The sequence below is a fragment of the Nitrosomonas ureae genome (genome assembly GCF_900108305.1).
In the GTDB taxonomy this organism is placed as follows: domain Bacteria; phylum Pseudomonadota; class Gammaproteobacteria; order Burkholderiales; family Nitrosomonadaceae; genus Nitrosomonas; species Nitrosomonas ureae_B.
Window position 1 is genome coordinate 22,424 of record NZ_FNUX01000022.1, and the last position, 15,818, is coordinate 38,241.

The 15,818-nt window shown below is 47.1% G+C and carries 9 protein-coding genes; 3 read left to right on the plus strand and 6 right to left on the minus strand.

Features of this window, described 5'->3' with window-relative positions:
• Window positions 1–45: 45 nt before the first annotated feature.
• On the plus strand, window positions 46–4,695 hold the full coding sequence (locus C4S39_RS11455) for a beta strand repeat-containing protein (protein WP_103967127.1): 4,650 nt from the start codon (window positions 46–48) through the stop codon (window positions 4,693–4,695).
• Window positions 4,696–4,898: 203 nt separating this feature from the next.
• The gene (rluB, locus tag C4S39_RS11460) at window positions 4,899–5,729 is read left to right on the plus strand and encodes a 23S rRNA pseudouridine(2605) synthase RluB (protein WP_103967128.1); all 831 of its coding nucleotides are present in this window, start codon (window positions 4,899–4,901) and stop codon (window positions 5,727–5,729) included.
• Between the two features lie 83 nt (window positions 5,730–5,812).
• Here rluB and C4S39_RS11465 read toward each other — a convergent pair whose 3' ends face one another.
• The 6 genes from C4S39_RS11465 to metE form a co-directional block, all read right to left on the minus strand.
• Complete coding sequence (locus C4S39_RS11465; RefSeq protein ID WP_103967129.1) at window positions 5,813–6,901, minus strand: aminopeptidase; 1,089 nt, start codon at window positions 6,899–6,901, stop codon at window positions 5,813–5,815.
• A gap of 267 nt (window positions 6,902–7,168) precedes the next feature.
• The gene (thrC, locus tag C4S39_RS11470) at window positions 7,169–8,587 is read right to left on the minus strand and encodes a threonine synthase (RefSeq protein WP_103967130.1); all 1,419 of its coding nucleotides are present in this window, start codon (window positions 8,585–8,587) and stop codon (window positions 7,169–7,171) included.
• An 87-nt stretch (window positions 8,588–8,674) separates the two neighbouring features.
• Window positions 8,675–9,988, minus strand: a complete 1,314-nt coding sequence (locus tag C4S39_RS11475) for a homoserine dehydrogenase (protein ID WP_103967131.1) — start codon at window positions 9,986–9,988, stop codon at window positions 8,675–8,677.
• A gap of 80 nt (window positions 9,989–10,068) precedes the next feature.
• Window positions 10,069–11,298, minus strand: a complete 1,230-nt coding sequence (locus C4S39_RS11480; protein ID WP_103967146.1) for a pyridoxal phosphate-dependent aminotransferase — start codon at window positions 11,296–11,298, stop codon at window positions 10,069–10,071.
• A 367-nt stretch (window positions 11,299–11,665) separates the two neighbouring features.
• Complete coding sequence (locus C4S39_RS11490) at window positions 11,666–12,409, minus strand: 4-aminobenzoate synthase (RefSeq protein WP_103967133.1); 744 nt, start codon at window positions 12,407–12,409, stop codon at window positions 11,666–11,668.
• A 70-nt stretch (window positions 12,410–12,479) separates the two neighbouring features.
• Complete coding sequence (metE, locus tag C4S39_RS11495; protein ID WP_103967147.1) at window positions 12,480–14,780, minus strand: 5-methyltetrahydropteroyltriglutamate--homocysteine S-methyltransferase; 2,301 nt, start codon at window positions 14,778–14,780, stop codon at window positions 12,480–12,482.
• A 101-nt stretch (window positions 14,781–14,881) separates the two neighbouring features.
• On the opposite strand from metE, the gene C4S39_RS11500 reads away from it, so the two are divergent.
• Window positions 14,882–15,781 carry a LysR family transcriptional regulator gene (locus C4S39_RS11500; RefSeq protein ID WP_103967134.1) on the plus strand — a complete coding sequence of 300 codons (900 nt, stop codon included), beginning with the start codon at window positions 14,882–14,884 and terminating at the stop codon, window positions 15,779–15,781.
• Window positions 15,782–15,818 lie beyond the last annotated feature (37 nt).

Below are 15,818 nucleotides of genomic sequence, written 5' to 3' on the forward strand. Positions count from 1 at the left end.
TATACGCAGCTCTCGAGCGCTGCCAGTAAAAATTTGAGGAAAACCATGAATGACAGGCAGCTGGAAATCGTGCAAACAGTTGTGGCAATGTTCAATGCAGCGCCAGGTGCACACTATTTAAACGCATTTGTTTCGTTTCTTGGCAACACTGGCAGTTCGGTAAAAGAACTGGCCAGTATCCTTGCACAGACCGATGTATTTAAACAATCACTCTATTCCGATACATTATCCCATTCCGAGTTTGCGCATCAATTTGTAAATAATACCGTTGGCTTATTGGTTAACAATAAGGATAAGCTATGGGCCGCATCAGAAATAGAGAAAATGCTGGAAGCAGGCGCAAGCCGAGGGGATGTTCTGCACCAGGCAGCGACGGCACTTGCTTCGGTTGATCCCAACAACATCCATTGGGGCGCAGCGGCTCAACGATTTAATCATAAAATCGAGGCCGCCGCTTTCTACTCGATTGATCAAGGTGGTCCAGCCACAAACTTGTCAGTTTTACAGCGGGTAATCGAAGAAATTACCGGCGACTTGGCCGCAACTAAAGCACTGTTGGCCGCCGGAGCTACAGGCAAAGTCATTGATGGTTATGTCAAAGAAGCGTTCGTTTTTGCAGATCTTGATGGCAATCGGTTGCATGATTCCGGAGAAAAAAACGCAATAACCGATGCACTGGGCAATTTTTCCATGCCCGGGATTGATGGTTTTGGTGAGCTAATCGTAACCGGGGGAATCGATATTGCCACAGGCAGGCCTTTTGAGGGGGGCATGACTGCACCAGCCGGCGCAACCCTCATCAATCCATTCACTACGCTGGTTAGCAAGTTAGTACAAGCTGATAATCTTTCTGTCGAGATTGCGAATGCCAAGATACTTTCGTCTTTAGGCATAAATGGAGATATCAATTTACTTCATTTTGATCCTATCAAAGAAACAGTCCGTACGGATCTCGATGAAACGGCAGCTAATACTGCACTTGTCATTCATGTCGCGTCGACTCAAATCCAAACAATAATTGGTCAAACCGCCGCACTATTGAGCGGTAGCGGCATTTCACCCGATGAGGCAATCGCAATTGATTGGGCATATGACGCATTGGCTGCAATACTCAATACTGCTACAGAAGAATTTTCTCTAACGTCCAATCATAACATCGCCCAAGTCATTCGAAACGCCGCTTTCTTATCAGATGCAGACGATGCCATATTGATCAAAGCTGCCATATTGTTAGATGATGCCACACAAACCATTACGAATTTAAGCCAAAAAATTATTAATATATCCCAAAGTAATGTCAGTAAATTAAAAATGCTATCGAATATAGCGGCATTACAAATTGTTGCCGAAGACATTGAAATTGCGATGCAATCAGGTGCTGCGCAAGGAAACATCAAAGGTACGGTAATCAACGCGACAGGAACACAGCTTACTAGCGCCATCGCAGCAGCTGGCACAAAAATAGGTGATGTAAACGGCGATGGAAAATCTGATGCACGATCGCCCTCTTCTTCCGCATCATCTACTAAGACCCATTATCTGGCGACCAATGCTACTGCATTCTCAGGTACTGCTGCAAACGATATTTTGTCAGTTTCCACAGCATCAACCTGGACGTCTCTCGTAATGACCGCCGTTATATTGGATGGCGGGGGCGGCACTAACACGTTAAGCGTACAAGACGGTTCCAGTATTGCACTTGCGATAGTGATTAATTTTCCTAATCTACTTTTTGATGCTACCGGCGCTATAGGAACCACCAATGTAACCATGTCTGCCGCGCAAAACCAGAGCTTCACCGGCACCGTCACCGCTCCGGGTACCGGCGGCAGCGGCGAAGAAATCACCATTGTCGGCGATGGCACGGTAACCACTCTGGCCAATATCGAAAATTATACGATCGAAGATGACGCAACCGATGCGCGCACCGTGGCGGTCATTCATGCAGCAACCCATATAACAGCCGCTTCCTCCTCCGATGCAATCACTTTCAGTTTCGGCGCACTGACTTATACCGGCACCATTAGCGGCGATACGACCGTGGACGATATCATCAGCTTGGACAATGGCGCCGATATCAGCGGCGGAACCATCACCAACGTGGCAGCACTGACGCTGGCTTCCGGCGCATCGGTGCGACTTTCTGCCGTGCAAAACCAGAGCTTCACCGGCACCGTCACCGCTCCAGGTACCGGCGGCAGCGGCGAAGAAATCACCATTGTCGGCGATGGCACGGTAACCACTCTGGCCAATATCGAAAATTATACGATCGAAGATGACGCAACCGATGCGCGCACCGTGGCGGTCATTCATGCAGCAACCCATATAACAGCCGTTTCCTCCTCCGATGCAATCACTTTCAGTTTCGGCGCACTGACTTATACCGGCACCATTAGCGGCGATACGACCGTGGACGATATCATCAGTTTGGACAATGGCGCCGATATCAGCGGCGGAACCATCACCAACGTGGCAGCACTGACGCTGGCTGCCGGCGCATCGGTGCGACTTTCTGCCGCGCAAAACCAGAGCTTCACCGGCACCGTCACCGCTCCAGGTACCGGCGGCAGCGGCGAAAACATCATCATTTCAGGAAACGGTAACATAACAGTACTGTCCAACATCGAATCCTACGAGTTGGGAGACGATACCAGCAATGCTCGTACTCTTACGCTTGGTTCCGGAGCGCTCACACTAATTGCCAATAATGCAGACGATACCATCACAGTTAATGCCACAGCTTTGGCACAAAACGTTGCATTAACTCTTGGAGCAGGCGCCTCATCGATGATTATCAGTAACTTAGCAGGAGATATTGTCGCCTCCAATCTCACCGGCACCCTAACAATTACCACGGCTAATGCAGCGGACAATAACATTAGCATTACCACGGGATCATCAGCCACATCGGTAAATGTTGCTGCGGGAGCTGCATCAAACAATATCAGTATTGATGCAACATCGTTAACCAACAATACAAGTTTAACCATCACTTCCAGTGCTGCTGCGGCAGGATCAGTCAGCGTAGTAGGCCTGGTCGGAAATCTCACGGTTTCAAATCCGACCAGCGGAATAATTAGCGTTGCTATGACAGATAATATGGTAGATGACGAAATTACTGTTGTCGCGGGTGCATCGAATCTTATAGTCAGCAATGTTGCAGACGGCGATACCGTGACAATTACAGGATTTACGGGATCAACATTGACCGGAACGATCGCCGGAACCACAGGAAAATTCAACATTACCGCTGGAACTGCGACAAACAATATGATTACAGGAACTGGCGACGACAGTTTTACCTTTGCCGCAGGTAGCGGACTAACCAGCGCGGATACCATCAACGGAGGGGAAGGAATCGATACCGTTGCACTGACGGGCAACACAGCGGTCGCTGCCACCAACTTTGACAACGTCAGCAATATTGAAGTCATTACAGTGGCAAACACTACCGGAGCAGTCGCGATTACGACCAAAGACGCACTGGTTGCTGCAGGGGCCGTATTGGTGCTTCAAGCGGATTCACTGACAACCGGAATACTGACATTCAACGGTGCCGCAGAAACCGGCGCTGCGTTCACTATCACGGGAGGGGGTGGCAATGACTCGATTACCAGTGGCGCCGGCAATGATACGCTCGCCGGAAGTAATGGCAATGACAGCATAACAGCCGGATTGGGCGATGACACCCTGTCGGGAGATGCAGGCAATGATACGCTCAGATTTGCCGCAGTCTCCGGCTTAACTCATGCGGATACCGTCGCCCTGACGGGAAATACAGATCTTACCGCATCCACAGATTTCGATAATGTCCGGAATATTGAAGCCATTACCTTAGGCAACACCAATACGGCGGTTACCATCACTACGCAAGATGCCCTGGTTGCCGCCGGCGCAACCCTGACACTGACAAATGCCGCTAATTCAGGTGTACTGACATTCAATGGCAGTGCAGAAACGGATGGTGCTTTTACTATCACGGGCGGAACCGGGAGTGACAGCATCACCGGAGGAGCCCAGAATGATACGCTTGCCGGAGGAACCGGCAACGATACGCTCAGCGGCGGCACAGGCAATGACATCATCACCAGCGGCGCCGGAACCGATAGCATCACCGCTAACGCAGGTGCGGATACGATATCCCTGGGAAGCAGCGCCAATGATAATATCCGGCAAACGACCATTTACAGTTCAGTTTCGGATGGTGCGGCAGCAGGTGCGAACAGTGGCGCCGACACCATCATTCAGTTTGACGCCAACGCCAATACTGCTACGGACGATTTGATCCGAATTACGGACACTTTTAAATCATCGCTGGATGATGATAATGATAACACTCTGGATTATTCGGTAAGCAACGGCACCGATGCCGGCAATCAAGCCATCAGCGGTGGTGCCAATCAAGAAGCAACGGTATTGCTCGATGCGGAATTAGAAGTGGTATTGGCGGATTTCACCACATCCGGACTAGCCAACCTGATTGCTGAATTGGATGAAGAAGTCGACTTTACCACGATCGCGACCGGAGAAGAATCCTTGTTCCTTATGAATTTCTCCACCACACAAACTGCATTGGCGCTCTATACCGCAGGATCAGGCGGAAATGATGTAATTGACGCGGCGGATATTCAGATTCTAGGCATCGTTACGCATAATGATGGCACGGGACTAGCAGCAAATAACCTGACGTTCTAGAAAGCAAATTTTGCCCCGAGTTTTGGAAATTTCGATGGCAAGCATTTGACAAACAAAAACACAATTATTGCATTGAGCTATAACAACTTTGCAAGAATAGTAATGGATAGTTCATGATTGAACTCTGAATAGTTTAAAATCGGTTGTTTAACGATTTATTTAATGACTGTTTCAGTCAGCACATTTCCCGGATTCAAACACGCATGAAAGCAAACAAGCCGATCAGGCCAGCCAAGAAGAAAACAGTTGCCTTAAAGAAAGATGCAGCAGAACCATTAACGGCCTCCTCCGCCGTATCGACAGCGCTCACTTTCAAGCTGCAGAAACTATTAGCGCAAAAAGGCTTGGGCTCGAGACGGGAAATGGAAGTACTGATTGCTTCCGGACAAGTCAAACTGAATGACCAAACAGCCGTGATCGGAGACCGCGCCGGGCCGGGCGACATAATCCGTATCGGCAGGCGCGTAATTCGCATACATGAGGAAGAAGAGTTACCTAAAGTACTGCTCTACCACAAACCGGAAGGTGAAATTGTTAGCCGCAATGATCCGCAAGACCGCCCTTCCGTCTTTGAAAAACTGCCGTATTTGCGATCTTCCAAATGGATTGCTATCGGCCGCCTGGATTTTAATACCAGTGGCTTGTTGATTTTCACCAATGACGGTGCTTTGGCCAATCGCATGATGCACCCGCGTTTTGAAATGGAGCGGGAGTATGCAGTGCGAATACTGGGCGAACTCACCGAAGAACAAATGCAGCAATTAACCACCGGTATAACATTAGAAGACGGTGAAGCAGCATTCACCTATCTGGCGGATCAAGGTGGAGAAGGCGCTAATCACTGGTATCGCGTGATCTTGAAAGAAGGTAAAAATCGCGAAGTGCGACGCATGTTTGAAGCCATAGGATTGACAGTAAGCCGCCTGATGCGTGTGCGCTTCGGTCCGATTAATCTGCCGCCCAGAATCAAGCGCGGGCAATGGTTGGAATTGGACGAAAAAGAAACCCGGCGGTTATTGGGCTTGATCAAGTAGTTTGTGTTTTTTACTTCACTGACCGATCAGCTGCTCCTGGCATGTATTTGCCTTCTATGAATTCTTTCGTAGCGATTTGAAAATTACCGTTCGACGACATTCCACTGCGGATTGTTTTCGGCAGCTTTTAATAGTATTGCATTCCGTTCATGTTTCTGCAATCTGCTGATTCTTATTACTGCATCAAAGAAATGTTGCATATCCTGGCCCTGCTGTTTGAGTATTCCCTTAAATGCCGGTAACAATTGGGTATAAATTGAAACGGTCGCCAGTAATGCATTATTCAAAGTTTGCCCAAACCACCGGTCATAGCTGCCCAGTTCGCTTTTTTCACCTTTCAGATGCAAGAATTCAGCACGTAATTCATCAAAAATCCGGGCTTTCCGGATACGCTTCTCGGAGTCGCTCACATTCGAATGAAAGAGTTCTTGCAGTCTTTCTCGATGCTTGAATATTAAATTGGTAAAAATTGCTTCCCTTTCCTGCCGGATGTTTAATGCTGTTTGCTCGAAAGCTGTGCCATTGCTTTCAAACCAGCGTCTTACACCCTCGTGCTCGACTGCCGTGGCAAAAGATTCATTAAAAGCAGTGTCACCCGGCACATAAACAACCTGGTGCGCCAACTCATGAAAAATTAACCGGGCAAGATCTACCTCGGAATAACCGATAAAAGTATTCAGCACCGGGTCGCTGAACCAACCGAGCGTGGAATAAGCGCGAATTCCACCGACATGAACATCGTACCCTTTCTGCCGCAGTTCTTCCGCATAACGCTCGGCTTTTGCTTGAGAAAAGAAACCGCGATAATTGACACACCCTACCTGCACAAAACACCATTTTTTGAGTTTAAGTGAAAGCTCGGGAGAAGCAAAAACATTCCAAACCACAAAAGGACGCTCTAAGTCTGCGTAACTGGTATAGCTCAGGTTATCCGGCAGCTTCAACTCCCGGCTGGCAAATTCGCGCATCTGCACCACTTTGGTCAATGACTGCTTTAATTTGGGATCAACAGCCGGGTTTGCAATTACCGTGCTAATCGGCTGCGAACGATGTATCACTTTAAAATGCCCATCGACAGCCTGCGCATAATACGAAAGGTTGACGCAAGCACTGAGCCAACCCAATTGAATCACAACTATGCTGGTTTTTAAGATAAATGAAATCCGTAGCATCGTTTTGGTTGATGAAGCAATAATATCGCAGAAATAAATGTTAATTTAATAACTAAAAATGGAGAAGTTACTCGAATTCTTAACAAGTGGAAGCAAAAATTCGTTAATTTTTCTCATACCGTATCATGTCATTGATAGCGGTATGAGCATATAGTTTAACAGTGTTATAAAATTAATCGTGAAATTAGCGCGGCGGAACGAAGTAACCGGTTAAGTCACTATTGATAGTAAACCGGGTATGTTACCCTTTCCCGGAGCAGGAACAATCTACGCAGATATCTTACATTGCTGATCAATATAATCCTTGATCGCTTGTACATCCGCATCTTTAGTCACATACCGCTGTGGAAGGCTTTCCAGGTTCTCGAAGCCGGTCGGGCGCTCCGGCTCGCAGCCAATGGCCTCCGTTATGCTTTCAGAAAATTTGGCGGGCAACGCGGTTTCCAGGCAAATCAATGGCACGCCCGCCTCGCGATGCGCCTGCCCGACTTTCAAGCCATCTGCGGTATGGGTATCAACCAGCACGCGATAACGCTGGTAAATATCGCGAATAGTTGCAATCCGCGCGGCATGGCTGCTGCTTCCGGATATAAAACCGTAGTCCTTGATTCTGGAAAATAATGATGTGGTGGATAGATCAAAAGCATTGCCTTTATCGACTTTTGACCAGAATTCAGTCACCTGCTCCGCGTTTCTGCCAGTCAAGTCAAAAATGAAACGTTCGAAGTTGGAGGCCTTGGAAATATCCATCGATGGACTGCTGGTGTGCCGGGTTTCTGCGGTGGTACGCGGACGGTACACGCCGGTTCGGAAAAATTCATCCAGCACGTCGTTCTCATTGGTTGCCAGAATTAAATGCTTGATAGGCAACCCCATCATACGCGCCACGTGCCCGGCACAAATGTTACCGAAATTCCCCGATGGAACTGCAAACGAAACCCGTTCGTCATTATTCTCAGTCGCAGCAAAATATCCCTTGAAATAATACACCACCTGCGCCACGATGCGCGCCCAGTTAATCGAATTGACCGTGCCGATACGGTGTGCCTGTTTGAAGGCATGATCGTTGCTGACGGCCTTGACGATATCCTGGCAGTCATCGAACACGCCGCGAATCGCGATGTTGAAAATATTTTTATCTTGCAGCGAAAACATTTGCGCAGTTTGGAAGCGGCTCATTTTCCCCAACGGGGATAGCATAAAAACGCGGATGCCGTGCTTGCCGCGCATGGCATATTCGGCACTGGAACCGGTATCCCCCGATGTCGCACCGAGAATATTCAATTCATCCCCGGTTTTGGCCAATTGATATTGAAACAAATTACCGAGCAATTGCATCGCGATATCCTTGAACGCCAGAGTTGGCCCATTGGATAATCCCAAAATATGTAAACCCGGCTCCAAGGTTCTCAGTGGCGTGATATCCGCGCTGCCGAAAACCTCGGGAGTATACGTCTGGCTGATCAGATTGCGCAGGTCATCAGCCGGAATGTCATCAGCAAACCGTGACAGGATTTCGAATGCAAGCGAAGGATAGCTCAAATTCCGCCAGGCATTCAGTTCTGCCGTGGTAACTTTGGGATAGGTTTCCGGCATCGCTAATCCACCATCGGGTGATAAGCCGCTTAAAAGAATTTCAGAAAAAGATTTCTGCGGCATTCCGCCGCGAGTAGAAATATAACGCATGCTTGATTTCGTTGGTTCAAATAGCCTATGGTTTTGCCTGCCGGGTAACATCCGTCAGGCTCTCGAATAATCCGGGCTTACTTTAGATTAATTGTTTAGTTCTTCAATGCGGATGCGGATCACCTTGCTCGTTACCACGGATAACGATTCGATCTGCACAATCGCCGCATTGATATTCCTTTCGATCGTCAAGTGGGTCAGCATGATAACGCTGACCCTGTCAGAATCGCTGCTGGCTTCCTTCTGGATCAGGGCGCTGATAGAAATATTGTGGTCTGCCACGATGCGGGTAATTTCAGCCATGACACCCGGCTTATCGATCACTTGCATGCGAAGATAATACGAAGTTTCGACTTCTTCCATCGAAATAATCGGTGTATCGGATAATAAATCCGGTTGGAAGGATAAGATTGGAACACGATGCATCGGATCAGCGGTTTGCATGCGCGTCACATCGACCAAATCCGCAATCACCGAGCTGGCAGTGGGTTCAGCGCCAGCCCCGGCGCCATAGTAGAGTGTGGCGCCAACTGCATCACCCCTAACGACAACTGCATTCATCACGCCCTCGACATTGGCAATCAAACGTCGCATTGGAATCAACGTAGGATGCACACGCAATTCAATGCCTTTTTCCACGCGCTTGGTAATTCCCAACAACTTGATGCGATAACCCAGCTCTTCCGCGTAACGGATATCTTCACCGGTTAGTCTGGTAATTCCTTCGGTATAAACTTTGTTGAATTGTACCGGTATACCAAATGCAATCGCTGACATCAAAGTAATTTTGTGCGCAGCATCAATGCCTTCAATATCATAGGTAGGATCGGCCTCGGCATAACCAAGCTTTTGCGCTTGCGCCAGAACCTGCTCGAACGATAAACCCTTTTCGCGCATTTCCGACAAAATAAAATTTGCCGTGCCATTGATGATTCCGGCAATCCAGGTAATGCGATTTGCTGTCAAGCCTTCGCGTAAGGCTTTAATGATCGGGATACCGCCTGCCACCGCAGCCTCAAAAGCCACGATTACGCCTTTGGCACGCGCAGCAGCAAAAATTTCGGTGCCGTGATTTGCCAGCAGCGCCTTATTGGCTGTAACGACATGCTTGCCATGAGCGATCGCTTCCAGGATCAAATCCTTGGCAATGGTCTGACCGCCGATCAGTTCCACCACGATATCAATATCAGGATTTTTAGTAATTTCATGCGCATCGGTGGTCACCGTCACGCCCGGATCCGCCAAACTCCGGGCTTTATCCATATCCTTGTCGGCTATCATCTTGACGACAATCTTCCGTCCGGAACGGCGTGCGATCTCTTCCTGGTTACGTTTAAGAACCGTATATGTGCCACCGCCAACGGTGCCAACTCCTAATAAACCAATGTAAATGGGTTTCATAAATTCAATAAAAAATTAATAATCAAGTTGATGCGTGATTATAGGGTTCAGCCGACAAGAAATAAAGTCAAAGCTCTTGATCAGTAAGTGCCGTGACGTTTGCGATAATGGTGCAGAAAATGTGCGATACGTCCGACAGCCTCAGTCAAATCATCCACATTAGGTAAAAACACAACACGAAAGTGATCCGGTTTCATCCAGTTAAAACCGCTACCCTGCACAAGCAGAACCTTCTCTTCGAGTAAAAGCTGCAGTGCAAATTTCTGATCGTCTTCAATCGGATAAATCTCGGGATCCAGACGAGGAAACAAATACAATGCCGATTGTGGCTTAAAGCAGGTTACACCGGGAATATCGGTCAACATTTTCCACGCCACGTCACGTTGACGCATCAATCGACCGGTAGGCAGGGTTAAATCATAAATACTCTGATACCCGCCCAATGCGGTTTGAATTCCAAATTGCGACGGCACATTCGCACACAATCGCATGGATGCCAACATATTCAACCCCGCAATGTAATCCCGCGCATGGTTTTTTTCTCCCGAAACCACCGCCCAACCGGAACGGAAACCAGCCGCACGGTAATTTTTGGATAATCCGTTGAACGTCACAAACAAAACATCTTCCGCCAGCGACGCAATGGAGGTATGCGTTGCCTGCTCGTACAATATCTTGTCGTAGATTTCGTCCGCATAAATGATCAATTGATGCTGCCGGGCAATTTCAATGATCTCGAGCAGCAATTCTTCAGGATACAGCGCGCCGGTGGGATTGTTGGGATTGATAATGACAATCGCGCGTGTCTTTGGTGTGATTTTGGCACGAATATCATCCAAATTGGGCAACCATTCGGATTCTTCATCACACAGATAATGCTTGGCTATCCCTCCTGAAAGCACAACTGCAGCGGTCCACAATGGATAATCCGGCATCGGGATCAACACTTCATCGCCATTATCCAACAGCGCCTGCATCGCCAAAACAACCAGTTCGGATACGCCATTGCCGATAAAGATATCATCCAGTTGCACGTTCTTTATCTGCTTTTCCTGCGTGTAATGCATAATCGCCTTGCGCGCAGCAAATAACCCTTTAGAATCGCAATAACCGGAAGCATCCGATAAATTACGAATCACGTCCTGCAAAATTTCTTCCGGAACATCAAAACCGAATGTCGCTGGGTTACCAATATTCAGCTTGATAATGTGATGGCCTTCCTCCTCCATTTGACGGGCGCGCTCAAGTACCGGCCCACGAATGTCATAACAGACATTTGTCAGTTTTCTGGATTTTAAAATTGGGCGCATGGTCATGAAAATGTTTTGCGAAGATTGAATAGCAATCTATTCTGATAATGCAAGATTTTCTTGGAACAATCAAACGTAGCATTATATACGCTAAACTCGTTCCCATACGGCAAACTTTTGGCTGTAAATTAAAGCGGATTATCGAAGATTACAAACCTGTTGATAACCAGAATGGGAACCGCTTCAAGATATCAATGAATAAGCCAATCCCCGGTCATGGCCGGGGATTGGCTTATTTTCAATCTTTTGTTATTGTTTTTAAAACAACTTTAAAGAGACTCGAGCTGTATTAACGACAATGGCAATATAATCATGAAATTGGATTTCACACTGAGCTTGCCATAAAATGAGGCAAATTCCCGAATGCTTAATGTAAGGTTGCCGCTTCTTTTTGCTCACACATCAGGTTGGCGCAGTAGGTTTCATGAATTCCATCCAGGAAACCCCATAGCGCATCGCAAGCCTCCTGGGTTGCAGCCAGAACTTCCGCTTGCTTTTCCGGGTTATCTGCGAATCGTTCGATGATTGCCCATTCTGCTTGAGAATGATAAATATCGGCTTTCTGATGTACTGAGAAGAATTCATAATCTTCAGGATTCTTCATACCATAAAACTTGGCCAAACCATCAATTTTTACCGCAGCAATATCGGGCACTTGCGATTCAAACGCGTGCAACGCGGCAAGCCCTGCGTAGAAAGGCCGGTTCAAACAAATATTCCGGAATGTGGAGACGAGCTTCTCCGTGGTCGGCAATGCAGAGGCATTCGCTAAGCTCTTGTCATTTGCACCCAAAGCAAAAGCGAAATTTTTCCACAATGCCGGGTGATTTTTTTCGCCATGTTCCTCATCAATCAGATTTTTCAACACTTCCTGGCGCACGCTGATATCACCGCTATTTGATTCCGAATGGATATGCGGCGTATTGAAATGTACAGCGCTTAGGTAGGTGGGTTCGGCCAGTACATTATAGAAATATTGTTCAGCGTAATGACGTAATTGCTCCTTGGTCAGCTTACCTTCAGTCCAGGCAATATAGAACGGATGTTTGAGCAGATGCTTTTCGCTGATAATGGCAGTGATTTTTTGCTTGAGTATGGTATTGGTCGTCATGATTACTCCTTATAAACCGTGATGGATAAAGTGTTGCATATCATCGCTAAATAACACCGGCAAGTCAAATTTAGCTGACCTGCTTCGCGTTTAAGTGGCGGGCTAAATGCCGGCTGGCGGCAATCATATTGTGCAATGCCGGTTTTACTTCTTCCCAAGTGCGTGTTTTAAGTCCGCAATCAGGATTCACCCACAAACGCTCAACCGGTATCCGTTGCGCAGCCTTCTCCATTAACTCAATAATCGAATCAACAGAAGGTATATTGGGCGAATGGATATCATATACGCCCGGGCCGATTTCATTCGGATATCGAAACTGATCAAAGGCATCCAGCAATTCCATATCCGAGCGTGACGTCTCGATCGTAATCACATCAGCATCCATACGCGCTATTGCCTCCATAATGTCATTGAATTCCGAATAGCACATATGCGTATGAATTTGTGTTTCGTCTTTTACGCCATTTGCGGCGATACGAAATGCACGAATGGCCCAGTCCAGATAATCATTCCATTGTGATTTTCTGAGCGGCAAACCTTCTCTCATTGCAGCCTCATCAATTTGAATAATCTTGATGCCCGCCTTTTCCAAAGCCAGAACTTCATCGCGTATCGCAAGCGCCAGCTGCATACATGTTTGCGCGCGCGGTTGATCATCACGAGCAAATGACCAATTCAACATCGTGACAGGCCCCGTAAGCATCCCTTTCATCGGCTTTCGGGTAAGTGATTGGGCATATTCGATCCATTCCGTAGTCATTGCATGTGAATGCGAAATATCGCCATAAATGATCGGCGGCTTGACACACCGTGATCCATACGATTGAACCCAGCCAAATTGAGTAAAGGTGAATCCGGCAAGTTGCTCGCCGAAATACTCCACCATATCATTACGTTCCGGCTCGCCATGCACTAAAACATCCAATCCCAATGCTTCCTGCTCGCGCACACAAACCTCAATTTCTCTACGCATCGCTTGCCGGTATTCTGTTTCCGGTAGCTTACCTTCACGAAAATCACGGCGCGTTTGTCTGATTTCCAACGTTTGCGGGAAAGAACCAATGGTTGTAGTGGGAAACAGCGGCAAGTGGAATTGCTTGCGCTGCACGATTGATCTTTGATCATAGGGCGATTGGCGTATACCCATCGTTTCATTGATTTCATGTGCACGCGCTTTTATGTCCGCATGATGTACGCGCCTGGATTGTTTTCGGTTAGTCACCGCCGCACTATTTTCCCGCAGCATCTCAGCAACGCTTTCTCTGCCATGATTCAAAGCTTTTGCCAATATTTCGATTTCATTTAGTTTCTGTGCAGCAAATGCCAGCCACGACCGAATATCCGCATCGAGTTTTTGCTCACTATCCAGATCAACAGGCACATGCAACAATGAGCAGGACGGTGCAAGCCAGAGCCGGTCTTGCAGGCGGGCATGCACTGGCTCCAGCCAATTCAGTGTCTGGGTTAAATCGGTTTTCCAGATATTACGTCCGTTGACAATACCCAGAGAAAGTATTTTATGTCCGGGTAACCAATCGATGACTTTATCAACCTCATCATGAGCCGTAACAGCATCCAGATGCAGACCCTGAACCGGCAGCTCGCAAGCAAGCTGGAGATTGTCTTGCAACTGCCCAAAATACGTCGTCAGCATTAAATTCACAGAAGCAGTCTGCAATTGATAATACGTCTTGCGCACGACATATTTCCATTCCTGCGACAACTCCATGACCAAAACCGGCTCATCGATTTGCACCCAGTGAATGCCTGCCTGTTTCAGTTGATCCAACAATTGCGCATAAACACTGAGCAAATCCTCCAATCGATCGAGCTTATCGCTGCCATCCTTGGATTTTCCAAGCCATAAATAGGTAACCGGCCCGAGTATGACGGGTTTAATATGTTGATGGATTTTCCGGGCTTGCCGGATTTGCTCGAGCAGGCCACTGATATCTAATGAGAATATTGTATTCTGGTTAAATTCGGGGACGATATAGTGATAATTGGTATCAAACCATTTTGTCATTTCACCTGCATTAATACAGCAATGAGCAGCGGCATCGTTTGCCGAGCGGCCTCTTGCCACACGAAAATAGTTATCGATTGTACTGCTGGCAGAAAATGTACTGACGCGTTCCGGAATATTGCCCAGCATAAAGCTCATATCCAGTACATGATCGTATAATGAAAAATCACCGGCTGGAATCCAATCAAGTATGGATTGATCCTGCCAATGCCGAACTCTCAGATCCGTCACGATGTCCGATAAGGCTGATTCAGAAATGCCACCTTTCCAGTATTTTTCCAAAGCAAACTTTAATTCCCGGTTTCTGCCGATGCGTGGAAACCCGAGGTTGTGTGTTGTTACCATAATTTCATCACCACTCATAAATATTGATGTGGTTATTGTACGAATAACGATTAATGAATAATAATGATAAATTTTGATCTATCAATAAGGTTTCCTAATAAATGATCGAACACAGTCACCTTAAAATCATCCAGGCGCTCCATTCTAATGGCACACTCACCGAAGCTGCCAATGCACTATGTTTAAGCCAGCCCGCCTTATCGCATCAGATCAGTTATCTGGAAAAGAAATTGAACATTGCATTATGGGAACGTGAGGGCCGTAGCTTGCGTTTAACCCAGGCGGGCAAACTCCTTCTGGAGGTAGCCAATCAAGTGCTGCCGGTTTTATCGCAGGCGGAGAAAACTCTCGAAGCTTATAGCGAGGGCCGGCAAGGAATTTTACGTATCGGTGTGGAATGCTATCCTTGTTTTGAATGGCTTACCGGAATGATCGGCCAGTTCATGCGGGGAATGCCTGAGATTGATATCGATATCGTGCAGAAATTCCAATTTACCGGACTGGAAGGCTTACTCAACCATCATATTGACGTTCTTATCACACCCGATATAGTGAAAAAAGAAAACATCGTTTATGAGATTCTGGCAGAGTATCAACTGGTGTTGCTAGTATCTGCCGATCATCCATTAGCGGGCATAAAGTATTTAACCCCTGAGCATTTGAGCAAGGAAAACCTGTTAACTTTCCCAGTGCCATTGGAAAGATTAGATATTCTGACAAATTTTATGCTGCCGGCTCACTTGGAACCGGCAAAGCTGAAGCAGATCGAATCGCTGGAAATCATGCTGCAAATGACCGCCTTAAACCGTGGCGTCTGCGTACTGCCGGAATGGTTGGCTGATATTAGAACCAATAATCCTGGGTTAAGAAAAATCCGTATCGGCAAGCAAGGGCTGTATCAGAAATTGTTATTGGCGATGCGGGAATCGGATAAAACTATCCCATATATTCAGAAGTTTATCGAAGTCGGGCAAAAAATTGTACAAAATTCACCGCTATAAAATCTTATTTATATGAACAATCATCGCAACTTTTAGA